The organism is Sphingomonas sp. Leaf28, assembly GCF_001421685.1.
Taxonomy (GTDB): Bacteria; Pseudomonadota; Alphaproteobacteria; order Sphingomonadales; family Sphingomonadaceae; genus Sphingomonas; species Sphingomonas aurantiaca.
In genome coordinates this window covers 417931-440690 of sequence record NZ_LMKX01000007.1, presented here as the reverse complement: position 1 = coordinate 440690, position 22760 = coordinate 417931, and the positions used below count along the sequence as shown (strand labels likewise).

Below are 22760 nucleotides of genomic sequence, written 5' to 3'. Positions count from 1 at the left end.
CAATCAGCCCAGAAAAGCGGTCATCCGTGCGGCGGCATCGGTCCACGCCACCTGGCGGTCGTCGAGCCACGCATCGTCGTAATAGGTGCAGCCATAACGGTCGCCGCCGTCGCACAGCAACGTGACGATGCTCCCCGTCTCGCCCGCCGCGGCCATTTCCGCGATCAGCTGCGCACAGGCCCACAGGTTGGTGCCGGTCGAACCACCGACCCGCCGCCCGAGCCGGTCCGACAGCGCGCGCATCGCGCCGATGCTGTCGGCATCCTCGACCGCGATCATCCGGTCGATCACCGACGGTACGAAGCTCGGCTCGACGCGCGGCCGGCCGATCCCCTCGATCCGCGACGCGCACCCTTCGGGCAGCGCGGTGACCGAGCGATCTGCGAAATGCTTGTGGAACACCGAATGCACCGGGTCGGCGACGCACAATTTCGTGTCGTGCCGGCAATAGCGGATGAAGCGCCCGATCGTCGCCGACGTGCCCCCGGTGCCGGCGCCGCACACGATCCAGGACGGGCACGGATGCTCCTCCTCGCCCATCTGCGCGAAGATGCTCTCGGCGATGTTGTTGTTGCCGCGCCAGTCGGTCGCGCGCTCGGCATAGGTGAACTGGTCGAGATAATGCCCGCCGGTCTCCCCGGCGAGGCGGTGCGAGACCGCGTAGACGGTGCGCGGATCGTCGACCATGTGGATCTCGCCGCCGTGGAAGCGGATCGCGTCGAGCTTCGGCGCCGCGGTCGTCGCGGGCACGACAGCAATGAAGCGCAGCCCCAGCATCCTGGCGAAATACGCCTCCGACACCGCGGTCGACCCCGAGGACGATTCGATCACCGTCGTCTCGGGACCGATCCATTCGTTGCACAGCGCGTACAGGAACAGCGACCGCGCGAGCCGGTGCTTGAGGCTGCCGGTCGGGTGCGAACTCTCGTCCTTCAGATACAGCACGATGCCGGGATAGCGCGGCAGGTCGACGCGGATCAGATGCGTGTCGGCGGACCGGTTATAGTCCGCCTCGATCCGCCGCACCGCGTCCGACAACCAGCGTCGGTCGACGCGCTTGGGCATTACTGGAGCCCGTGGCGGATCAGCATCGCGGTCGGCTCGGGGTCGCGCCCGCGGAACGCGCGGAAGCTGTCCGCCGCGGGCCGCGTCGCGCCGCGCGCGAGCACCTCCTCGCGGAACCGGTCTCCGGTCTTGCGATCGACGAGTCCGGCTTCCGCGAACGCCTCGAAGCCATCGGCCGCCAGCAATTCCGCATAGAGATAGCTGTAATAGCCCGAGGCGTAGCCGCCGGCGAAGATATGGCTGAACGCATGCGGGAAGCGGTGCCAGGCGGGCGGGCGGATCACCGCGACCTCGTCGCGCACCGCCTCGATCACCTCGATCGGATCGCTGCCCATCGTGCCCAGATGCAGCAACAGGTCGAACAGCGCGAATTCGACCTGGCGCAGGATGAACATCCCCGCCTGGAAATGCCGCGCCTTCACCATCCGCTCGAACAGGTCGGCGGGGAGCGTCTCGCCCGTCTTGTAATGCCCCGACATGCCGGTCAGCACATCCTTGTCCCAGGCGAAATCCTCCATCAGCTGGCTCGGCAGCTCGATCGCATCCCATTCGAAGCCGTTGGTGCCCGCGATGCTCGGCCGGTTCACCTTGGTGAAGAGCAAATGGATGCAGTGGCCGGTCTCGTGGAGCAGCGTCGTGACGTCGTTATGGCTCAGCAAAGACGGCGTCTCGCCACCATCCGGCGCGAAGTTGCAGACGAGATACGCGACCGGCACCGCGATCGTGTTGCCGTCCTGCAACCGCGGCCGCGCCTGCGCCATCCACGCGCCACCACGCTTGCCGGTCCGCGCGTGGAGATCGAGATACAGCCCGGCGAACACCGCCCCGCTCTCGTCCACCACGTCGAAGAACCGCGCATCGTCATGGTACAGCGACACGTCGTCGCGCTCGACCAACTTGATCCCGAACAGCCGCTCCATCAGCGTCTGCCAGCCCTCCATCACGCGTTCGACGGGGAAATACGCCTTCACCACCTGCGCATCAACCGCATAGCGATCCTGCCGCAGCCGGTTCGACACGAACCCCGCATCCCAAGGCTCGAAATCGGCGATGCCGAGCTGCTCGGCAGCGAACATCTTGAGTTCGGCAAGATCGCGCTCCGCCGCGGGCTTCGCGCGCCGCGCGAGATCACGCAGGAACGCGATCACCTCGGCGCCGTTGGGGGCCATCTTTGTTTCGAGCGACCACGCGACCGGGTCCGCGAACCCGAGCAGCTTGGCACCCTCATGCCGCAGTTCGAGGATGCGCGCGATCCGGGCGCTGTTATCGAATTCGCCCGCGTTCGGCCCCTGGTCCGACGCACGCGTCGCGAACGCACGGTACATCCGCGCGCGCAGCTCGCGATCCTCGGCGAAGGTGAGTACCGCGTTGACGCTCGGCTGTTGCAGCGTGACGAGCCAGCCCGCCTGCCCCTTCGCCTTGGCGGCATCCGCGAACATCGCCTTGTCCGCGCCCGAGATCCCGGCAAGATCCGCCTCGTCGGTCACCAGTTCGGACCAGGCGTCGGTCGCGTCGAGCACCGCGCTGCCGAACTCGTTCGACAGGCCCGACAGCTCGACCGAAATCGCGCTGAACCGGTCACGCGCCTCGGGCTCGAGCGCGACGCCCGACAGCGTGAAATCGCGGATCGCATGCTCGACCGCGACCCGGTCGGCATCGGGCAAGTCCGCGAACGCGGGCGAGACGCTGAGCGCGACGAACACCTCGTACAGGTCACGGTTCTGCCCGACCTTCATGTCGTTCTCGACGAGCCGCTTCTGCCCCTCCGAATAGGCCGCGCGCAGTTCGGGCGTGTCCGCCACGCCGTGCAGATGCGACACCGCCGACCAGATCGCTCCGATCTCGGTATTCGCGCGCTCATAAGGCAGCCACGCGCCCGCGAAATCGGTCGGCCGCGCAGTCGTCAGCGCCTCGACCATCGCCTCGTGCCGCGCGATCGCCTCGTCGAGCGCGGGGGCGATCTGGTCGGGGGCGAGGTCGGCGAAGCGGGGCAGCGACAGCGTATCGAGAAGCGGGTTCATCGGAATTTCCTTCAGCATTCGACGACGTTGACGGCCAGGCCACCAAGCGACGTCTCCTTATATTGCGAGCGCATGTCCTCACCGGTCTGGCGCATCGTCTCGATCACCGCATCGAGGCTGACGATATGGCGACCGTCCCCCCGCAGCGCCAGATACGCCGCGTTGATCGCCTTGATAGCCCCCATCGTGTTGCGCTCGATGCACGGGATTTGGACCAGCCCGCCGATCGGATCGCAGGTGAGGCCGAGATTATGCTCCATGCCGATCTCGGCGGCGTTCTCGATCTGCGCATTGGTGCCGCCGAGCGCCGCGACCAGCGCGCCCGCCGCCATCGAGCACGCGACGCCGACCTCGCCCTGGCAGCCCATCTCGGCCGCCGAGATCGACGCGCGCTTCTTGTAGAGGAAGCCGATCGCCGCGGCAGTCAGCAGGAAATCATGCGCGCCCTTAGGCGTCGGGTCCTTGGTGAACGTCTCATAGAAGCGCAGCACCGCGGGCAGCACGCCCGCCGCGCCATTGGTCGGCGCGGTCACGACGCGGCCGCCTGCGGCATTCTCCTCGTTCACCGCCAGCGCGTACAGGCTCACCCATTCGAACACCGCGGACGGATCCGCCGCGGTGTCGCGCGCCTGCAACCCCTCGAACAGCGCGCGCGCGCGGCGCGGCACCTTGAGGCCGCCGGGCAATATGCCCCCCTGCCGACACCCGCGATCGATCGACGCGAACATCGCGCTCCGCACCGCATCGAGGAACGCATCGGTCTCGCTGTCCGGCCGCCACGCGATCTCGTTCTCGCGGACGATCTCGGCGATCGTCATCCCCGTGGCGTCACCCGTCGCGAGCAGTTCGGCACCCGACGAGAAGGGCCGCGGCAACAGGATGTTAGCCTTGACCGGCCCCGACCCCGCCTCGACGATCGCGCCGCCGCCGATCGAGAAATAGGTCCGCTCGACGCTGCGCCCGTCGCCGAACGTCGCGGTGAAGGTCACCGCGTTGGGATGTCCCGGCAGAAACGTCTGCGCGTGAAACAGCAGATGCTGGCTTTCCTCAAAGCCGATCTCGACCCGCTCGGCGAGCATCAGCCGCCCGCTCGAGCGGATCGCGGCGAGGCGGACCGGGATCAGGTCGGGGTCGATCGTCTCGGGCTGCGCGCCGCTGAGCCCCAGCATCACCGCGCTGTCGGTCGCATGCCCCCGCCCGGTCAGCGCCAGCGACCCATACAGGTCGACTCGCACCGCGACGGGCTTCTCGTCCGCGACCAGGTCGGCGAACAGCCACGCCGCGCGCATCGGCCCGACCGTATGCGAACTCGACGGCCCGATCCCGATCGTGAAGAGATCGAGGATCGAGATCGCCTGGTGGCAATCCGGGCGTGCGCGGGTCTGCTCGTCTTGGCGATCGCGGATGAGTGGCTCCATGCACCGGCCCCTATCGCCTTGACCGGACGGTGGAAAGCACGGACGTCGACCGCATCGACGTGCGGCCCTGTCCGGCGCTGCACCACGCGGGGTAGCGCGCGCGTTTCACGGACCGCACCGATCCGATTGCACCCCCCGCACCCTTCGCCTATAGGCGCGGCCTATTCCGGCCTCGGCTTCGCGACGCATGTCGCGTAGGCTGGGGCCGCTCGATTTTCACCGCTTGATTTTCAGGGGACCGCGCATGGCTCGCCGCCGCCAGATCTACGAAGGCAAGGCCAAGATCCTCTACGAGGGTCCCGAGCCCGGCACGCTGATCCAGTATTTCAAGGATGACGCGACCGCGTTCAATGCCCAGAAGAAGGGCACGATCAACGGCAAGGGCGTGCTCAACAACCGGATTTCCGAGCACATCTTCACGCTGCTCGATCATATCGGCGTGCCGACGCACTTCATCCGCCGGCTCAACATGCGCGAGCAGCTGATCCGCCAGGTCGAGATCGTCCCGATCGAAGTCGTCGTGCGCAACGTCGCCGCGGGCTCGATCTCGACGCGCCTCGGGATCGAGGAGGGCACCAAGCTGCCCCGCACGATCATCGAATATTACTACAAGGACGATGCGCTCGGCGATCCGATGATCTCCGACGAACACATCGCCGCGTTCGGCTGGGCGAGCCAGGAGGAGATGCACGACATCGCCGACCTCGCGATCCGCGTGAACGATTTCCTGTGCGGGCTGTTCGCCGGCGTCGGCATCCGCCTCGTCGACTTCAAGCTCGAATTCGGCCGCATCTTCGACAACGACTTTGGCCGCATCATCCTCGCCGACGAGATCAGCCCAGATGGCTGCCGTCTGTGGGACATGGAAACCAACGAGAAGATGGACAAGGACCGCTTCCGTCGCGATCTCGGCGGCGAAGTCGAGGCCTATCAGGAGGTTGCACGCCGTCTTGGCCTGCTGCCCGAAGGTGGCGACAATTCGGTCCTCGACCTCGAAAAGCATCGCAAGAACCGGGGCAAGTAAATGAAACTGAAGGTTTTCGTGACACTCAAGCCCGGCGTGCTCGATCCGCAGGGCCGGGCGATCCATCATGCACTCGGCAGCCTCGGCTTCGACGGCGTGCAGGACGTCCGCCAGGGCAAGCTGATCGAGCTGGAGGTCGCCGACGATACCGACGACGCGACGATCGACGGCATGTGCCGCAAGCTCCTCGCCAACACGGTGATCGAGAATTACCGGGTCGAAAAGGCATGAAGGTGGTATTGTCATGAAGACTGCGGTCATCGTGTTCCCCGGCTCCAACTGCGACCGCGACATCGCCGTCGCGCTGGAGGCGGTGACCGGCGTCAAGCCGCGCATGGTCTGGCACGGCGACGCGGATCTGCCCGCGGATGTTGGGCTGGTCGCGGTGCCCGGTGGCTTCTCCTATGGCGATTACCTGCGCTCGGGCGCGATCGCCGCACGCTCGCCGATCATGCGCGCGGTCGTCGAGCAGGCGGGCAAGGGCCTGCCCGTGCTCGGCATCTGCAACGGGTTCCAGGTCCTGACCGAAGCGGGGCTTCTCCCCGGCGCGCTGATGCGCAACGAGGGTCTCAACTTCGTCTGCCGCGACGTCGCGCTGACAGTCGAGACGTCGAGCTCGACCTTTACCTCGGGCTACAAGGCCGGCGAGCGCGTATCCTTCCCGGTCGCGCATCACGACGGCAATTACTTCGCCGACACCGAGACGCTCGACCGCCTCGAAGGCGAAGGCCGCGTCGCGTTCCGCTATGCCGAGAGCGTCAACGGTTCCGCGCGCAACATCGCCGGCCTGCTCAACGACAAGGGCAACGTACTCGGCATGATGCCGCATCCCGAACGCCGCATCGAAGCCGCGCACGGCGGCACGGATGGTCGCCGCCTGTTCGAAGGCCTGATGGAAGCCGTCAGCGCCTAAACCGTCATCCTGGGCTCGATCCAGGATCCAGAGCCAAGACCGCGCTCGTCTTTGGCTCTGGATCCCAGCCTACGCTGGGATGACGGGGGCTCAAACCCGCGTCCGGAACGGAGAGAAGTCCGTCCCCTCGTCATACACGTCGACGCCCTCGGCGCGCTTGAGCCACCCCACGACGAGATAGGTCAGCGGCGTCAGCAGCACCTCCCACGACACCTTCAGCAGGAACTGGCTGACCATCACCATCAGCATCGCCTCGACCGGCCAGTCGGGCGCGCCGTAAAAGGCGAGCGGATAGAAGATCAGGCTGTCGAACGCCTGCCCCACCACCGTGCTGCCGATCGTTCGCGTCCACAGCATGCGGCCCTTGGTCCAGACCTTCATCCGCGCCAGCACGAAGCTGTTGGCGAACTCCCCAACCCAGAACGCGCAGATCGACGCGAGCACGATCCGCGGCACCTGCCCGAACACGGACTCGTATGCCGCCTGCCCCGTCCAGCCCTGGTCGGGCGGCAACGCGACGACGACCGCGGACATGAACACCATGAACAGCATCGCGCCGAACCCCGCCCAGATGCAGCGCCGCGCGCGTGCATAGCCATATACCTCGGTCAGGATGTCGCCGATCACATAGCTGACCGGAAAGAACAGGATCCCCGCACCGAACGGCCAGACGCCGATGAACGGCAGGTCGATCACCGCGCGCTTGCCCGCGCCGATCACGTTCGACAGCAACAGGATCGTGACGAACGCCGCCATCACGAAGTCGAAATAGCGAAACTGCTCTGCGCGCACCGCACTCGCGGTGACCGGTTCGAGCCCCTGCCGCTGATCCGTTCCGATTTTCATCCGCGCGTTATGATCGAGGTTCCAAGCCCGCACAATCCGCGCTAGTCCTCGCCGCAGCGCGCGCCCGTAGCTCAGCTGGATAGAGCAAGGAGCTTCTACCTCCTCGGTCGGGGGTTCGAACCCCTCCGGGCGCGCCAATCGCCGCACCCCGCCGCTGCTCGCCCCACCCCGCCGCTGCAGATTCTACCGCGCCAGCTGGTCTTTCTCGATCACGCGCGCCCCCCGCGTCCGTCTTATGCACAGCGCCATTAACCAGAGGGCGATGCATGACGAACGCAGAAACGGCCTGGCCACAGGCTTCCGAGCGGGACGAGGACAAGCGCTATTTCGCGACCCGCGCACGCTGGCACGAGGATCGCGCCGAGGTGGCCATCGATTCGAGCACCAGGACGCTGCATCTGCGCTTCGCCAGAATGTACCATACGCGCGCACAGTAGCGTTCTGGTACATTCCGCTCAGGAATTTCGTTTTAAATACCAGGAACCTAGCAGCCTTGATGGGGTTTATGCGTCCAGATCGGACATAGGCATGCGGGCGTTCTGACGGGTCCACCAACCCTCAACCGCTCTCCGATGCGAGAACTCCAGCGAAGGTAACGACCATGAACAAGGACGAATTCCAGGGCGGCGCACGCTACGTCGGCGGCAAGATCGAAAAGGGCGCGGGCGATGTCGTCGGCAGCCGCGACTGGCAGGTCGATGGCGTCGTCGATCAGGTCGCAGGCGGCGCGCAGAACCTCTATGGTCGCGCCAAGTCGGCGGTCGAGGATCTCGTCGACGGCGCCCCCGAACTCGCCGACAAGGTCAGCCAGGACGCACGTGACGTTGCCGAGCGCACCGCCGATGCGGCACGCCGCGGCGCGAAGACCGCGCAGGACTCCGCCAAGGATGCCCCCCTGCTCTGGGCACTCGGTGCCGCCGCGATCGGCTACGGCCTGGCCTGGCTCGTCCACGGGTCGCGCGACTAATCCCTTGGCGACGCGGACCGCCCTCAAGTCGCTACGGGACTCGGCTGATCTGATGCACCTGCGTCAGATCATCGCCGGGCTCGATGAAGGCGTCATCCTGATCGACCCCGATCAGAGCATCCTGTGGGCGAACAAGGCCGCCCTGGGGATGCACGGCGTCGATTTGATCGAGGATCTCGGCGAGACGGTCGACGAGTATCGCGACCGGTTCCAGTTGCGATACCGCAACAACCACCGGCTCGACTCCGCCGATTATCCGATCGAGCGAGTCATGACCGGCGAGGCCTTCTCCGAGGTCGTCGTCGAGGTCGCGGTCAAGGGCGAGGACCAGCCGCGCTGGGTCCACCAGGTCCGCAGCCTCGTCCTCACCGACGACAAGGACGAGCCCGAATGCCTGGTGATGATCATCCAGGACGTCTCCGCGCAGTTCGAGGCGGAGGATCGGTTTGAACAGTCGTTCAACGCCAACCCCGCGCCCGCCGTCATCTGCCGCCTGTGCGACTTGCGCTTCGTGAAGGTCAACCAGGGCTTCGTCGACATGACCGGCCACGATCGCGACGCGGTCCTTGCACGAACTCTGTACGATATCGACGTGCTCGACCACGCGGAACAGCGCAAGCTCGCCAAGGATCGCCTCGCCGAGGGTAAGACGATCCCGCAAATGGAGGCCGAGCTTGCGCTGCCCGACGGCACGACCAAGCTCGTCATCCTTGCTGGCCAGCCGATCGACATGGGCGAGCAGCCGTGCATGTTGTTCACCTTTGCCGACCTCGAACCGCGTCGCAAGGCCGAGACTGCGCTGCGACATAGCGAGGAACGCTTCATGCGCACCTTCTCGCTGGCGCCCGTCGCACTCGCGATCGGCACGCTCGACGGCCACCGGCTGTGCGACGTCAACGAGGCGTTCACCGATCTCACCGGCTATGCCGCGGCGGAAATCACCGACCGGCCACTGGGCGACATCGACCTGTGGGAGACCGCTGCCCTGCGTCACGATCTCGAGGGCGAGATCGAGGCCGGCCACCCGATCCGCGACCGCGAGGTCAGGATCAGGCTGAAGGACGGGGGCGTGCTCGACTGCATCGTGTCGACCGAACCGATCACTCTCGGCAACGATGCCTGCGTCCTTTGGGCGATGCGCGACATCACGACGCGCAAGACGTCCGAGCGCGAACTCGTCAACGCGATCGAGGCGGTGATGCAGGACACGAGCTGGCTCAGCCGGTCGATCATGGAAAAGCTCGCGCGGATCCGCACGCCGCAGTCCGAACCGACCGGCGTCGGACTCGGCGAACTCACCCAACGCGAACGCGAGGTGCTCGCGCTGATCTGCCGTGGTCTCGACGACAAGTCGATCGCGCGGACGCTCGACGTATCCGCCAACACGGTGCGCAACCATGTCGCTCGGATCTATTCGAAGATCGGCGTCAATCGTCGCAACGCCGCTGCGGCCTGGGCGCGCGCGCGCGGCTTCGATGGCGACTCGGTCGTTATCGGCACGCCGAACAGGGAGATCGCCGCATGACCCGCAAGACCGACGGCCGCGCTCGCGAAGCGAAGGGCTCCGTGCAGGAAGCGATCGGCAAGCTGATCGGCGACGTGCTCGTCGAGCAGCGTGGCGCAAGCGAGAGCAAGGCCGGCGCGCGCGACTCCGCCGCCGCCGCCAACACGAATTCCGACCCCGCACGCGCCCCGGAACCGGGTCCGGCCGCGGACGATGTCGGGCGCAAGGACGGCGCAGACTGACGCCGTTCGACTACCTACCGTACCAACAGGAGGAACTATGACCACCAACGTAACCCCCGGCTACGTGCCGGCCGACGACGCGCGCTTTGCAAAGACCGTCACTCGCGTCTCGTGGGGCGCGATCTTTGCCGGCGTCGTGATCGCGATCGCTGTCCAGCTCGTGCTCGGCATCCTGGGCACCGGCATCGGCCTCAGCCTCGTCGACCCGGTCGAGGGTACCACGCCCGGCGCAACTGGCTTCGGTATCGGCGCAGGCATCTACTGGCTGATCACCACGGTCATCGCACTCGGCGCCGGCGGCTATGCCGCTGCCCGCGTGGCGGGCGTGCATGACCGCTTCGATGGTCTCGTCCACGGGCTCGTCGTGTGGGGCGTGACGCTGATCCTGACGCTCTATCTTCTGACCTCGGCGGTCGGCGGCATCATCGGCGGCGCCTTCCGTACCGTTGGTTCGGTCGCATCCGCCGCAGGGACCGGCATCGGTGCCGCAGCCCCCAAGGTTGCCGACGTCGCTGGTGTCGACGTGACGGACGTGCGCGACGAGGCTGCCCAGTATCTGGCGACCGCACCGTCCAATCCGGCGCAGATGACGCCCGAGCAGGCGCAGAAGGAAATCGCCCAGGAACTGCCCGCGCTCGCCAAGGGCGGCCAGGACGGCGCACAGGCTGAGAGCCGCATCGTCGACATCGTCGCCGCACAGCGCCAGATCAGCCGTCCGGAGGCGCAGGCCCAGGTGACGCGCGCCAAGGCCCGCTTCGTCCAGACGAAGAACAACGCCGTGGCGACCGCGAAGACCGCCACCGACAAGGCCGCTGGTGCCGCTGCCGGTACGTCGTTCACGCTCGTGATCGCACTGATCATCGGCGCCGCCGCCGCAGCCTTCGGCGCAAGCGCAGCAACGCGCCGCCGCGTCTAAGACAACGCGTCGCGGCTGTCCGACAGCCGCGACCGTCACGAAAAAGGGCGCTGCCGGTTCGACCGGCAGCGCCCTTTTTTACGTCGACATCCAGGCCTTGCACCGTACCGTTACCGCACGGCGGAAGTTCGACGCGGCCTACAGCGCCAGGTCGGGGCTGCGATCCACCTTGACCCGCGTCGCCGCCGGCTTCGGCTGCGTCGACACCTGCACCGCAGGCGACGGCACCGTCAGTTGCAACGTCTCGGCGGTCGATGCCCAGGTCTGCGCGATCGCCTCCGGATTGTCGTTGAGCAACGTGCCATAGCTCGGCACGATCTCGCGGATCTTCGCCTGCCACGCCGGCGTCGCCAGATGGTTGGCGAACACCTTCTTCAGCAGGTCGAGCATGATCGACGGCGCGGTCGATGCGCCCGGCGACGCGCCGAGCAGCGCGGCGATCGAGCCGTCCTTCGACGCGACGATCTCGGTCCCCAGCTTCAGCACGCCACCCTTCTTCGGATCGCGCTTGATGATCTGCACGCGCTGGCCAGCCTGCCACAACCGCCAGTCGCCATCCTTGGCACCCGGGAAATACTCGCGCAGCGCCGTCATCCGGTCCGCGTCGGACATGATCAGCTGCCCGGCCAGATATTCGACCAGATCGAAATCGTCCCAGCCGACCGCGATCATCGGCCGGAAATTGTCGAGCGTCACCGACGCCGGCAGATCGAAATACGAGCCTTCCTTCAGGAACTTGGTCGAGAAGGTCGCGAACGGCCCGAACAGCAGCGCCTGCTTGCCGTCCAGATAGCGCGTGTCGAGATGCGGCACCGACATCGGCGGCGATCCGACCGCCGCCTTGCCGTAAACCTTGGCGAGATGCGCCGTGGCGACCGAGGGCTTGTCGGTGACCAGGAACGAACCGCCGACCGGGAAGCCCGCATAATCATCGGCTTCGGGGATCCCCGACTTCTGCAGGATCGGCAACGCGCCGCCGCCTGCGCCGGCGAACACGAAGCGCGCGTTGATGATCTGCTTCTCGTCGCTCTTCATGTCGCGCGCGGTGACCCGCCAGCGCTTGTCGGGGCTCCGCTCCAGCGACCGCACCTCGTGCCCCGTCGTCAGTTTGAAACCGGGCTGCTTGGCCATCGTCGCGATATACTGGCGGGTGACTTCACCCCAGTTGCAGTCGGTGCCCAGCGGCGAGCGCGTCGCGGCAAGCTTCATCTTCGGGTCGCGGCCCTGCATCATCAGCGGAACCCACTGCGTGATCTGCGCCGGGTCGGTCGAGAATTCCATGCCCGAGAACAACGGGCTCGCCTGCAACGCGGCATGACGCTTGCGCAGGAACGCGACGTTTTCGTCCCCCCAGACCAGGTTCATATGCGGCGTCGAATTGATGAACGACCGCGGGTTGGCGAGCATCCCCGCCTTGACCTGATGGCTCAGGAACTGGCGCGTGACCTGGAACTGCTCGTTGATCTCGATCGCCTTCTTGATCTCGACCAGCCCGTCGGCGCTGTTCACCGGCGTATAGTTGAGTTCGCACAGCGCCGAATGACCGGTGCCGGCGTTGTTCCAGCCGTTCGAGCTTTCCTCGGCGACCTTGTCGAGCCGCTCGACCAGTTCGATCGTCCAGCTCGGCTCGAGCTGGTGCAGCAGCACCGCGAGCGTCGCGCTCATGATCCCGCCGCCGACCAGCAGCACGTCGACGTTGCGCTCGGTCGTCGCGGCATCGGCCTGCGCCATCGGCAGCATCGATGCGCCACCCACCACGCCTGCGCCGATCGCGGAGCCGAGCAGGTTCCGCCGGGTCACGCCACCGGCCTTTGCCGCGGCCGTGGAGGTCATGCCCGTCTCGGCACCAATCTTACTGTCGTTCATGTCGCGCGCCACCGTCCTACCTTCTCGTTGCGGTCTGGCCTCGCAAACAGTCCGCCGGCGAGCGGCGGAAAGGCGATGATCCATCACCGGATTATCGTCAGGAGCGCAGGCGAACGGACCCGACACCAGGATGCTGTCGGCCGAGCACGATTGCTGCTCCGAGTCCTCGCCTAATCCGTCGTTCGGGATTTTTGGGTGTCGCCATGTCTTGGATAAGCGGCGACTATCCGTGCCGGATATGGCATCCCTGACCGCGTCGCGCAAGTTTGCGCCCCGCGACGGCGATCGTCGCAGGTCATCCGGGGGCGGTTGGCGACCGCCCCGCCCGAGTAAAGGTCGCCCCCCGATCGCCCGGCTGCGCCGCTATTTGACGCCGTTATTTATACGTGCCCATGGTCACCTTCAGGACGGTCGGCTTGACCAGCGTGATCCCGTAATCGGTCTGGTCGCCATTCCAGACGCGGCTCATCACCCAGCGTCCGTCGGCCATCCGCCCCTCCTCGACGCGGAAGACCGAGCCGTTCTTCGGGCCATCCTTCGCCGTCCCGAAGGTCAGCCGGACATGATCGCCGACCAGCAGGAATTCGTTCGGCGATAGATGCGCGACCGCGACGCCGCCGACCGGCTCCTTCGCCCAGACGGGCGGCTCGGACTTGATCCACGTCCAGTCCTTCTGCCCGAACTGCCATTCGCCATAGCTCGTGGCGATCGTCCAGTTGCCCATCGTGGTCGACTGGGCGGGCGCCCCCTGCCCCGCGACGTCGTCCGGCTTGACCGCGCCCCAGGTCGGATGCTCGTACGCGATCTTCGCCCAGTCGCGCGCCATCGTCGACAGCGCCGCATATTTCAGCCCGATCGAATCAAGCGTCTCGTCGTCCAGCGCCTTCGCCCCGAGCGGGTAGTTGAAATATCCCGTGTCATCCATGCCGAACGGCGCATAGCCGATCGCGCCGCGCCCGATCGCTGCGTAGAAGAACCGCGCAAACTCCTTCGCGTTGCCGATCTCGGGCACCATCAGCGCGTTGTCGGGCCGCGCATACGCATCCAGGTACAGCGCGACATGGCCCGCATCGCGGTCGTAGATGTCGGGTGCCTGGAAATCGAGCGCGGGCGCGGCCGCCTTCCAGATATCGAGCACGTCCTGCTGCGGCCCGCCGCTTGCGACCCCGGTTGGATCGGGCACGTTCGACGGCCCCGCGAGCGATGCGTTGACGTACATCGGCAGGGGCTTGATCGCCTTGCCGGCCGCGGCGATCTCGTCGACGAAGCGCGCAGTGTGCCACGTATTGAACGCACGATCGGCCTGCTTCCCGAACATCTGCGTCCAGCTTCCGCCCGGCTTCTTCAGCGCGCGGGCAAGCTCGGCGGGCACGGGCTTGGCAAACACCGCCTCGGCCTGCGCGCCATAGTCGCGCGGCGAGCGATAGCTGCCGACCTCGTTCTCGGGCTGCACCATGATCACCGTGTTCTGCGGATCATGCGCCTTGAGGTATTTCATGACCTCGACGAACGCGCGCTTGTCCGCCTCCAGCGTCGCGCGGAACATCGGCGAATGGACGTAATGGTCGGTGCCGTCCTTCAGCTTCATCCGCGGGAAGCGGCGATTGTCGGCCTTGAACCAGTCAGGGGTATAGCTCGGCGCGGTGTTCTTCCACGTCCCGAACCACAGCAGCACGACCCGCTTGTCATGCACCCGCGCCTGCTCGAGCAGCGTCTGGAGGAACGTCAAGTCGAACCGCCCCTCGACCGGCTCGACCTGCTGCCACGCGATCGGAATCTCGACCGTATTCGCATGGATCCGGTCCAGCACCGGCCAAACCTGCGCCAATGCGGACGGATAGTTGCTGCTGTTGTTCACCTGCGCCCCAAGCATCAAAAACGGCGAACCATCGACCATCAGCGCATGCCGGCCGCCCTTGGAGACGATCCGCGGAACCTCGGTCGTCGTCTGTGCCGATGCAATCCCGGCGATCAGCGACACGGACAGGGCCAGACCCGCGACCATTTTCTTCATACGAACCATCACTGAATCCTTTTCTGTCGACGCGGCGCCGACCGGAAATCCCCTGTCGATCGACCTCGAAATGCTTGCGCGACGCGTCATTCCTCTACGAATACGATGCCCCCCAGCCCCGACGCTTGCGTGCCGTTGCCTTCGAGCAGAACCGATACGACGCGCTCACCTTCGCCCGCAGGCATCGGCACGACGACGGTCCCCGGTGCGAACCCGGCCTTCGTCCCCACGCGCTTGCCGTCGATCCAGACCTCGCCCCGACCGACGACACCTTGAAGGACAAGTTTCCCGCCACGTTCACGCACCGGCCGACGCGGCGTGACCTTGGCGCGCAGCACGCTCCACGGTCCGGCACCCTGCGCCGGCTGGATCTCGCCCGCCCGGACGAACAGCCAGCTGTTCATGTCATTGTCCGCGAGCACGATGTCGGGCGACGGCTTGGCCGCGAACGCCGGCGATTGCCGCCAATCCTGCAGCATGAGCGTCGCCGCGGTGCTCGGCACGCTCGGCCGGGGCGGCGTTGCGAGCAGGCGAACCGTTGTCGTCGCCCTGCGCAGACCGGCCGACGTTACCGTCAGCGACAGTGGGCGCGCGTCGCGCCCGGCACGAACGATGACCTGCGCCAGGCCGTTGAACAGATCACGCCTGTCGCCCTGCTCGGCTTCGTGGCTGGTCGGATCGCCGTTGCCGAGCCCGATGATCGTGCCCCCGGTCGCGGCGAACGCGACCGGGAGGTTGGCGGTGGGGACATGGCGTCCTTGCGCGTCGATCGCGTCGATCGTGAACGGCTGGACGTCCTCGCCATCGGCGGCCATCGCGCGGCGATCGGGCGTGATCCGCAGCGCGACCGCCGGGCCGGTCGTCTCGACCGCGCTGCGCGCCACTTCGCGGCCACCGCGATAGCCGATCGCCTCGAGCCGCCCGGGCGCATAGGGAACCTGCCAGTGCGGCATCGTGTAGCGATCGACCGCCTGTTCGCCGATTACCGTCCCGTTCAGCAGGAGCCGCACCGTGTCGACATTGGTCAGTGCGATCACCTTGACGGGTTGCCCCTCGCGCCCCGGCCAGTTCCAGTGCGGCATCAGGTCGAGCAGCGGGGTGTCGTCGATCCATTGTGCGCGGTGAAGATAATAGGCCATCTTCGGGAAGCCGCACAGATCCATGATCCCAAAATAGCTGCTCACCGACGGCCATTCGAACGGCGACGGCTCGCCGTGATAGTCGAACCCGGTCCACACGAAGCTGCCGCCGACGAAGGGCCGCTCGGCGATCGACTTCCAGCTGGCGCGGTGCGTGCTGCCCCAGTCGGCGGGCTCCTCGTCATAGGACGCCATGACGTGTGCGGCGCGGTCGGTCTGCCACGCACCGCGGGTCATGAAGCTCGACGTATCCTCCGAACTGATCATCGGCAGCGTCGGATTGGCCGCGTGGAAGCGGTCATATTGGTCGCGTTGATAGTTGAAGCCGACCAGATCGACCGCCTGGCTGACGTTGACGGGCGCGAACATCCCGCTGTTCATCGCCGCCGTCACCGGCCGACTCTCGTCGAGCGCCTTGACCACCCGCGACATGCGCCGGACCATCTCATAGCCCGCCGGCGTTCCCTGCATCGGCTCTTCGTTGAAGACCGACCACAGGATCACGCTCGGCCGGTTGCGGTCGCGCCGCACCAGCCATTGCAGTTGCGCGATATAGTCGGGGCTGGTGTTGAAGTTGCGGTTCTCGCTCATCACCAGAAAGCCCATGCGATCGCATGCGTCGAGCACCTCGGTCGCGATCGCGTTGTGCGAGAACCGGATCGCGTTGCAGCCCAGATCCTTCAGCCGCCGGAGCCGCCATTCCCACAACGCGTCGGGTACCGCGACGCCCACCCCGGCATGGTCCTGGTGGTTGCACGTCCCCTTGATCTTGAGCGGCTGGTCATTGAGATGGAATCCGGTGGCTGCATCGAACCGCACCGTCCGGAAACCGATCCTGAGCGTCCGCTCGTCGACCGTCCGGCCTGCGCGGATCAGCCTCGTCCGCAGCGTGTAGAGCGTCGGTCTGTCGACCGACCATAGTCCGGGGGTCGCGACCGGGAGCGTGAGCGCCACATCCATCGGCTCCAGCGACGGCACCGTCCCGGCGGCGGTGTGCGTCGCGACCATCCGGCCATCGGGATCGATCAACGTCGCCTCGATCGTGACGGCGGCGGACCGCTTGCCGATATTGCCGAGCGTCGCGGTCACCGGGACCGTCCACGCGCCGCCTGGGCCGCGGCGCGGATCGGCATGGATCCCGTCGGTCGCGATATAGGTGGCATCGCGCTTTACCAGCCAGACATGGCGGTACAGGCCTGCGCCCTCGTACCACCAGCCTTCCATCGACTGCGCGTCGACGCGCACGACGATCGTGTTCAGATCGTCGCCGTACCGCGCGAGATCGGTGATATCGACATAGACCGAGGTGTAGCCGCTCCAGTTATGCGCGACGACCGAGCCGTTGAACCAGATCGTCGCGTTCGTGGCGATTCCGCCGAACTGGATTTCGAGATACCGCCCGCGGTCTTGGGGATCGAGCCGCAATGCGCGCCGGTACCACCCGAAACCGCGGCGGCGATAGCCCTGCGAGACGTTCGCGGTTTCCTCGATCGGCATCGCCATGGCCCAGTCGTGCGGCAATTCGACCTCTGGCCAATCCGAATCGTCGTACTGCATCGCCGCCGCGCCCTGCGCCTGCCCGGCCTTCGCGCTGTTGTACGACCAGCCATGCCCGCGGATCTCGGGCATCGGTATGTCGCCGAGATGGAAGCGCCAGCCGCTGTCCATCAACGACCGGCCGGGATCCTCGATCGAAGGACGTGGCGGCAAGGCATCGCGCATCGCGGGCATCGGCAGCATTCCCGCGGCAGCTCCCTCGGGGCCCGATACCGCTGCCCGCGCGACCTGTGCCGGCGAGAGCGCTGCGCCGAGCGCGGCGCCATTTGCGAGAAACCGCCTGCGGCTGATCCGAGTCCTGCGCTGGTCCTGCGTCATCGTCCCCCCTCCCGAAGCGCGCTTTGCGCGTCCTGTTCTGTCCTCGACTATGACAAACCGGTGCCGCTGTCGTCCCGCGGCGGGCTAGAGCCGAAGATCCGGCCCGCAGCTGCTTGTGTCGGATCAGAAGGTGATGCGAGCAACCCCACTGATCTGACGATCGCTCATGATCAGATCGCGTGGGCGGCTGGTGATGCCGTAATAGGTCGACCGCACCGTGTTGGTGAGATTGGTCCCGTTCAGCGTCAGCGAGAGATGCGGCGTGATGTTCGCGGTGATCGACGCATCGAGCTGCCCCGACGCCTTCTGGAACTGCGGCAGGTTGCCTGTGCCGTTTGCCGAGGTCGTCACCAGGAACTCGCTGCGCCAGTTATACGCCACGCGGGCCGAGATCAGGCCGCGCTCGTAGATGCCGATCAAATTGTAGTTGTACTTGGAGAGCCCCTCCAGCGACAATTGCGTCACGGGACCGTCGCTCGCCGGGCTTGGCGCCTGCGAGTCGACATAGGTGAAGTTTGCCTGGACCCCCAGCCCACTCAGCGCACCGGGGAGGAAATCGAAGAACTGCTGATACGCGACTTCCGCGCCCTTCACCTTCGCCTTGCTGGCGTTGTTGTAGGTGGTGACGTCGTAGGTCGCGGTCACGCCGTCGGTGAAGGTCACGTTACGCGGCGTGATGACCGTCTGGATATAATTGGAGATATCCTTGTAGAATCCGGCGACCGTCAGCGATCCGCTCTTGGCGAAATACCATTCGAGCGAGGCGTCGAAATTGGTCGACTTCATCGGCTTCAGATACGGATTGCCGGTCGACGTGACATGCTGCTGGTCGATCTGCGCGGTGCCCGGCTCGGTGATCGTGAGGCTCGGGTTGAGCTGATTGAAGTCCGGCCGCGAGATGTTCTTCGACGCGGCGAACCGCAGCTGGAGCCGGTCGGTCAGGCGGCCGCGCACGTTGAGGCTCGGCAGCACCGACGTGTAGGTGTTCGCCTCGTTCACCTCGGTAAAGGTGGGCGCCGCGGTCGACTGCGTCCCGTCGGGCGCGGTGATCAGGTCCACCTGCTGATAGAAGCCCGATACCGCGACCTTGCTCTGGACCACGCGCACGCCGAGGTTGCCGTCGATCGGCACCGGCAGGTCGTCCGCCTTGAAGAAGGCCGCGGCATAGCCGGTATAGGTCTTCTGCGCCTGCGTGTTGGTGCCGCTCGGCACATAGCCGGGCGTCGAGGTGATGCCGAGCGACTGGCGCGTGTCGTCGTAGCTGAGGACCGTCGGCAGCGAGAACGCCTGGATGTCGCCGAACAGATCCGCCTGCCCGCGGAAGAAGCCGCTGAGATCGACATAGCGCAGGTTGGTCGCTGCCCCTGTCAGCCCGGTATAGCGATAGCCGGTATCGCTGGTCCGGTTGCGACGATCGGCAAACCGGAACCCGGCCTTGATCGAGCTGAGGATCCCCCCGTCGAACCGATATTCGCCGTCGAGGCGGCCGACCTTGTCGGTGCCCTTCGAGTTGTTGAGGTTATCGAGGTAGAAGCCCTTGCTGTACGTCGCCGGGTTCGCCAGGCCGTTGGCGGACGTGATCTGGAACGCGGGCACTTCACCCGAGATATCCTGGGTCAGCGTGGTGGCGACGCCGCTCAAGCCGACGATAGAATTCAGGTTGTCGGTCTTGGAATCGACATATTGGAGATCGCCGGTGATCGTCAGGTTCGCGGTCGGCTTCCATTTGCCGTTGAGCGAGTAATCGGTCGTGACCGAATGGCGCGATCCGATCGAGGTGTTGTTGCCGATCGGAACGTCGGTGAACGTCCCGCTCTGGAAATCGCCGTTCGGCGCATAGGTGAACACCGCCCCCGGCTGCGGCGTGATCGACGCGCCGCTCGTGTACGCGAAATAGCTGTAGCCATAGGATCGCAGCTTATAGTCGTTGCGGAACACCTCGCCGGTGAATTCCAGCGTGTCGGTTGGCCGCCACTGGAGCGACACGTCGATGCCGAGACGACGACGGTCGCCGAACACTTCGCCGATGCCGGTGCCGTGCGGCAGCGTGGTGGTCTGGCCGGTCCGCCCGAGCGACGCCAACGTCGCGGCGTCGTTGGCGTTGCTCGGGTCTAGCGTATAGAACGGCTCGGTCGAGATCGTGTCCTGACGGAAACTGGTCTTCTGATACGAAGCGCTTGCGAGGATGCCGATCTCGCCGATGCCGGTGTCCCAGCGATCGCTGACCAGCAACGACGCCGATGGCTTGCTCTTCTCGACGAGGTCGTAATAGGTGTTCGTCGCCGCGCCCGAAATCTTGAAGCCGTCAAAGTCGAACGGCTTGCGCGTGCGGAAGTTGATCGTGCCGCTGAGCTGCCCCTCGATCAGGTCGGCCGACGGGTTCTTGTAGACGTCGATGCCGGCGAGCAGCTCGGAGGGTACGTCCTCCAGGCTCAGCGCGTTGCTCGAATTGTTGGCGGTGAAGATGTCGCGCCCGTTCAATTCGGTCCGGACCTGCGTCAGCCCGCGGATCGCGACCGAACTGCCTTCGCCGAAGTTCCGCTGGATCTGGATGCCCGAGATCCGCTGCAGAGCCTCGGCGATGTTGCGGTCGGGCAGCTTGCCGATGTCCTCGGCGACGATCGAGTCGACGATCTGCACCGAATTGCGCTTGATGTTCTGCGCGGACTGAAGGCTCGCGCGGACGCCGGTGACGACGATATCGCCGGGTGCGGCTGCGTCGGCAGCGGGTGCGACATCGGCGACCTGGCCCGGATCGGCGCTCGGTGCGACGGTGCCACTGGCCTGCTGCGCGTTTGAGGTCGCGGGGGCGGTGGTGGCGGGGGTTTCCTCCTGCGGCGCCGCGGTCTGCGCCTGGGCTACCGAGCCTACCATCATCAGCGCCAGCAGCGACACGGTCGTGCTGAGGCCCTGGATGCTGCCAATGCGAATCTTTGAACGCTTCATCACACTCTCCTCCAGCGGGTCTGATCCTTGCGGACCGCCTGCAGTTCACTTTTGGATACCGTGCGCGGCGGCGCCGCTGCCGGATCGTCCGCCGCCCCTAGCGAAGGAATTAGATCATTTATATGCTAATTCGAATTACGCCGACAAATGTCAAAGGTTATGGCATAAATAGCACACTGCGGCAGCGCCTGACGGGTATGTCGGCGCTGGTGTTTCCGATAGTTGCCAGGCTCGAGCCGCTCGCAGGCAGCATTCGCCCGATCCGGCCGCGCGGCGCCAAGTCAGACATAAAAAGTCTAATTGTAAGACTTAATTGACAATCCGTCCGACATCGGGTCGTTTGCACGCAACGCTCCTACCGAGCGGTCCAACGCATCTGGGGAGAGGATCTTGGTGACGTTCAGCAAACGCGAGGTGTTAGGCGCACCGCTCGCGGCCGCAGTCGGCCTGGGTGGCGTCTCGCGTGCCGTCGCGTCGCCTCCGGGACGCGCGTCGGCGCGCCCGACCCCGGCGATCATGCCGGGTCGGTTCGAGTCCACCGCGCAGTCGCTTGCCGGCTACCGCGCGCCGGACTGGTTTCGCGACGCCAAGTTCGGGATCTGGGCGCATTGGGGACCGCAGGCGGTTCCGGGCCAGGGCGACTGGTATGCGCGCTTCATGTACGTGCCCGGCCACCCGCATTACGATCATCACGTCAAGACCTACGGCCACCCGTCGACATCGGGGTACAAGGACATCATCCCGCTATGGCGCGCGGAAAACTTCGATCCTGATGCGCTCGCCGCGCGCTATGCCGCCGCGGGCGCACGCTACCTCGTGTCGATGGGCGTCCATCACGATAATTTCGACCTTTGGCAGTCGAAGCATCAGCGCTGGAACGCCGTCGCGATGGGGCCGAAGCGCGACATCGTCGGCGCGTGGAAGGCGGCGGCGGTCCGCCGCGGGCTTCGCTTCGGCGTGTCCGAACATCTCGGCGCGAGCTATTCCTGGTGGTATCCCAACCATCTCTACGATCAGTTCTGGCCCAAGCTGGGAGTCGCATATGACGGCGCCGATCTGCGCTATGCCGATCTCTACCACAGCAACCGCGACGAGCCGTTCCTCAACACGCCGGCCAGCTGGTACACGACCAACCCGGACTATCACGCGCTGTGGTTCGACCGGATTCGCGACCTGATCGACAGTTACCAGCCCGACCTGCTCTATTCGGACGGCGGCCTGCCGTTCGGCGCGGTCGGCCGCTCGCTCCTCGCGCATTTCTACAACAGCAGCATGGCGCGCAACGGCACGCTGGAGGCGGTCTACAACTGCAAGGATACGGGCTCGGGCGCGTTCAGCACGGACTGGGCGGTGCAGGACGTCGAGCGCGGGGTGCTCAAGGGGATCAATCCGCATCCCTGGCAGACCGACACCTCGAACGGAGACTGGTTCTTCGACCGGAACGGCACGTACAAGACCACCGACGAGGTGGTCGCGATGCTGGCCGATGTGGTCAGCAAGAACGGCAACCTGTTGCTGAACGTCGTAATGCACGCCGATGGCAGCCTGCCGGCGGAGTCCGACCGGTTGCTGAGCGATCTCGCGCCATGGATGGCCGCCAACGGCGAGGCGATCCACGGTACCCGCCCCTGGACCATCTATGGCGAGGGGCCCACCACCGCCGCCGCGGGCGCGTTTGCGGAAAAGACCAGCTACACGCCGCGCGACATCCGGTTCACGACCAAGGGCGACACGCTGTATGCGATCACGCTCGGCACGCCGCAGGGGCAGACGGTGATCACGTCGCTGGCCCAGCCCAATCCGCACGAACGCCGCCGCGTCCGTTCGGTCCGCTTGCTCGGCCGGCCCGGCGGGATCGCGTTTCGTCAGACCGGACAGGCGCTGGTCATCGATCTGCCGGCGGTCCTGCCGACGCGTCACGCAAGCGCGTTCGCGATCGCGTTCGCCTGAAATAGTATAGGCTTGGAGAGGCTTTTTGACACATCCGATTATCCGCGGCCTGCG

The 22760-nt window shown here is 66.0% G+C and carries 17 protein-coding genes and 1 tRNA gene; 10 read left to right on the top strand and 8 right to left on the bottom strand.

All coding sequences use genetic code 11. The features are described 5' to 3' along the window. Positions 1–3: 3 nt before the first annotated feature. Genes ASE79_RS08450 through ASE79_RS08440 form a run of 3 tightly spaced genes read right to left on the bottom strand, consistent with a single transcriptional unit; the run spans position 4 to position 4504 of the window. Positions 4–1065 carry a PLP-dependent cysteine synthase family protein gene (locus ASE79_RS08450; RefSeq protein ID WP_056414638.1) on the bottom strand — a complete coding sequence of 354 codons (1062 nt, stop codon included), beginning with the start codon at positions 1063–1065 and terminating at the stop codon, positions 4–6. Next, the gene (locus tag ASE79_RS08445) at positions 1065–3086 is read right to left on the bottom strand and encodes a M3 family metallopeptidase (RefSeq protein WP_056415763.1); all 2022 of its coding nucleotides are present in this window, start codon (positions 3084–3086) and stop codon (positions 1065–1067) included. The genes ASE79_RS08450 and ASE79_RS08445 overlap by 1 nt, the downstream gene beginning before the upstream one ends. A gap of 11 nt (positions 3087–3097) precedes the next feature. Continuing rightward, positions 3098–4504 (bottom strand): L-serine ammonia-lyase, encoded by a 1407-nt coding sequence (locus ASE79_RS08440; protein ID WP_056414635.1) that lies wholly within the window; start codon positions 4502–4504, stop codon positions 3098–3100. A 244-nt stretch (positions 4505–4748) separates the two neighbouring features. Between ASE79_RS08440 and purC the strand changes: the two genes are divergently transcribed. From purC to purQ, 3 genes are read left to right on the top strand one after another with little or no spacing between them, the layout of a single operon-like run. Then, on the top strand, positions 4749–5528 hold the full coding sequence (purC, locus tag ASE79_RS08435; protein ID WP_055876188.1) for a phosphoribosylaminoimidazolesuccinocarboxamide synthase: 780 nt from the start codon (positions 4749–4751) through the stop codon (positions 5526–5528). Further along, the gene (purS, locus tag ASE79_RS08430; protein WP_031439802.1) at positions 5529–5759 is read left to right on the top strand and encodes a phosphoribosylformylglycinamidine synthase subunit PurS; all 231 of its coding nucleotides are present in this window, start codon (positions 5529–5531) and stop codon (positions 5757–5759) included. A 13-nt stretch (positions 5760–5772) separates the two neighbouring features. After that, the gene (purQ, locus tag ASE79_RS08425) at positions 5773–6441 is read left to right on the top strand and encodes a phosphoribosylformylglycinamidine synthase subunit PurQ (protein ID WP_056414633.1); all 669 of its coding nucleotides are present in this window, start codon (positions 5773–5775) and stop codon (positions 6439–6441) included. Positions 6442–6531: 90 nt separating this feature from the next. Here the strand turns inward: purQ and ASE79_RS08420 are convergent, their stop codons facing one another. Next, on the bottom strand, positions 6532–7287 hold the full coding sequence (locus ASE79_RS08420) for a queuosine precursor transporter (protein ID WP_082445193.1): 756 nt from the start codon (positions 7285–7287) through the stop codon (positions 6532–6534). A 60-nt stretch (positions 7288–7347) separates the two neighbouring features. Between ASE79_RS08420 and ASE79_RS08415 the strand changes: the two genes are divergently transcribed. From ASE79_RS08415 to ASE79_RS08395, 6 genes are all read left to right on the top strand, one after another. Beyond that, positions 7348–7424, top strand: a tRNA-Arg gene (locus ASE79_RS08415). Between the two features lie 129 nt (positions 7425–7553). Then, on the top strand, positions 7554–7724 hold the full coding sequence (locus tag ASE79_RS20920; protein WP_156359610.1) for a hypothetical protein: 171 nt from the start codon (positions 7554–7556) through the stop codon (positions 7722–7724). 164 nt (positions 7725–7888) lie between these two features. Further along, positions 7889–8254 carry a CsbD family protein gene (locus ASE79_RS08410; RefSeq protein ID WP_056414630.1) on the top strand — a complete coding sequence of 122 codons (366 nt, stop codon included), beginning with the start codon at positions 7889–7891 and terminating at the stop codon, positions 8252–8254. A gap of 52 nt (positions 8255–8306) precedes the next feature. Beyond that, entirely contained in the window at positions 8307–9779 is a 1473-nt protein-coding gene (locus ASE79_RS08405; RefSeq protein ID WP_056414628.1) for a PAS domain S-box protein, read from the top strand. Beyond that, positions 9776–10000: a hypothetical protein gene (locus tag ASE79_RS21415; RefSeq protein ID WP_056414623.1), complete on the top strand. Its 225-nt coding sequence runs from the start codon at positions 9776–9778 to the stop codon at positions 9998–10000. The genes ASE79_RS08405 and ASE79_RS21415 overlap by 4 nt, the downstream gene beginning before the upstream one ends. 37 nt (positions 10001–10037) lie before the next feature. Continuing rightward, a complete protein-coding gene (locus tag ASE79_RS08395; RefSeq protein ID WP_056414621.1) occupies positions 10038–10916 on the top strand; it encodes a hypothetical protein in 879 nt (292 codons plus the stop codon). Positions 10917–11054: 138 nt separating this feature from the next. Here ASE79_RS08395 and mqo read toward each other — a convergent pair whose 3' ends face one another. The 4 genes from mqo to ASE79_RS08375 all read right to left on the bottom strand — a co-directional run bounded on the left by mqo (position 11055) and on the right by ASE79_RS08375 (position 20756). Beyond that, positions 11055–12782: a malate dehydrogenase (quinone) gene (gene mqo, locus ASE79_RS08390; protein ID WP_082445237.1), complete on the bottom strand. Its 1728-nt coding sequence runs from the start codon at positions 12780–12782 to the stop codon at positions 11055–11057. Positions 12783–13158: 376 nt separating this feature from the next. Next, complete coding sequence (locus tag ASE79_RS08385; RefSeq protein ID WP_056414619.1) at positions 13159–14796, bottom strand: DUF5597 domain-containing protein; 1638 nt, start codon at positions 14794–14796, stop codon at positions 13159–13161. A gap of 86 nt (positions 14797–14882) precedes the next feature. Next, the gene (galA, locus tag ASE79_RS08380; RefSeq protein WP_156359608.1) at positions 14883–17810 is read right to left on the bottom strand and encodes a beta-galactosidase GalA; all 2928 of its coding nucleotides are present in this window, start codon (positions 17808–17810) and stop codon (positions 14883–14885) included. A gap of 123 nt (positions 17811–17933) precedes the next feature. Next, positions 17934–20756: a TonB-dependent receptor gene (locus ASE79_RS08375; protein ID WP_056414616.1), complete on the bottom strand. Its 2823-nt coding sequence runs from the start codon at positions 20754–20756 to the stop codon at positions 17934–17936. A 393-nt stretch (positions 20757–21149) separates the two neighbouring features. Between ASE79_RS08375 and ASE79_RS08370 the strand changes: the two genes are divergently transcribed. Beyond that, entirely contained in the window at positions 21150–22706 is a 1557-nt protein-coding gene (locus tag ASE79_RS08370; RefSeq protein ID WP_235516821.1) for an alpha-L-fucosidase, read from the top strand. Positions 22707–22760 lie beyond the last annotated feature (54 nt).

Bases quoted from the DNA above. Each gene is read 5' to 3' on its own strand.
- ASE79_RS08395 (WP_056414621.1), top strand. From the start codon at position 10,038: ATGACCACCAACGTAACCCCCGGCTACGTGCCGGCCGACGACGCGCGC.
- ASE79_RS08375 (WP_056414616.1), bottom strand. From the start codon at position 20,756: ATGAAGCGTTCAAAGATTCGCATTGGCAGCATCCAGGGCCTCAGCACG.
- ASE79_RS08440 (WP_056414635.1), bottom strand. From the start codon at position 4,504: ATGGAGCCACTCATCCGCGATCGCCAAGACGAGCAGACCCGCGCACGC.
- purQ (WP_056414633.1), top strand. From the start codon at position 5,773: ATGAAGACTGCGGTCATCGTGTTCCCCGGCTCCAACTGCGACCGCGAC.
- ASE79_RS08410 (WP_056414630.1), top strand. From the start codon at position 7,889: ATGAACAAGGACGAATTCCAGGGCGGCGCACGCTACGTCGGCGGCAAG.
- ASE79_RS20920 (WP_156359610.1), top strand. From the start codon at position 7,554: ATGACGAACGCAGAAACGGCCTGGCCACAGGCTTCCGAGCGGGACGAG.
- ASE79_RS21415 (WP_056414623.1), top strand. From the start codon at position 9,776: ATGACCCGCAAGACCGACGGCCGCGCTCGCGAAGCGAAGGGCTCCGTG.
- purS (WP_031439802.1), top strand. From the start codon at position 5,529: ATGAAACTGAAGGTTTTCGTGACACTCAAGCCCGGCGTGCTCGATCCG.
- ASE79_RS08420 (WP_082445193.1), bottom strand. From the start codon at position 7,287: ATGAAAATCGGAACGGATCAGCGGCAGGGGCTCGAACCGGTCACCGCG.
- ASE79_RS08450 (WP_056414638.1), bottom strand. From the start codon at position 1,065: ATGCCCAAGCGCGTCGACCGACGCTGGTTGTCGGACGCGGTGCGGCGG.
- ASE79_RS08445 (WP_056415763.1), bottom strand. From the start codon at position 3,086: ATGAACCCGCTTCTCGATACGCTGTCGCTGCCCCGCTTCGCCGACCTC.
- mqo (WP_082445237.1), bottom strand. From the start codon at position 12,782: ATGAACGACAGTAAGATTGGTGCCGAGACGGGCATGACCTCCACGGCC.
- purC (WP_055876188.1), top strand. From the start codon at position 4,749: ATGGCTCGCCGCCGCCAGATCTACGAAGGCAAGGCCAAGATCCTCTAC.
- ASE79_RS08385 (WP_056414619.1), bottom strand. From the start codon at position 14,796: ATGAAGAAAATGGTCGCGGGTCTGGCCCTGTCCGTGTCGCTGATCGCC.
- ASE79_RS08405 (WP_056414628.1), top strand. From the start codon at position 8,307: ATGCACCTGCGTCAGATCATCGCCGGGCTCGATGAAGGCGTCATCCTG.
- galA (WP_156359608.1), bottom strand. From the start codon at position 17,810: ATGACGCAGGACCAGCGCAGGACTCGGATCAGCCGCAGGCGGTTTCTC.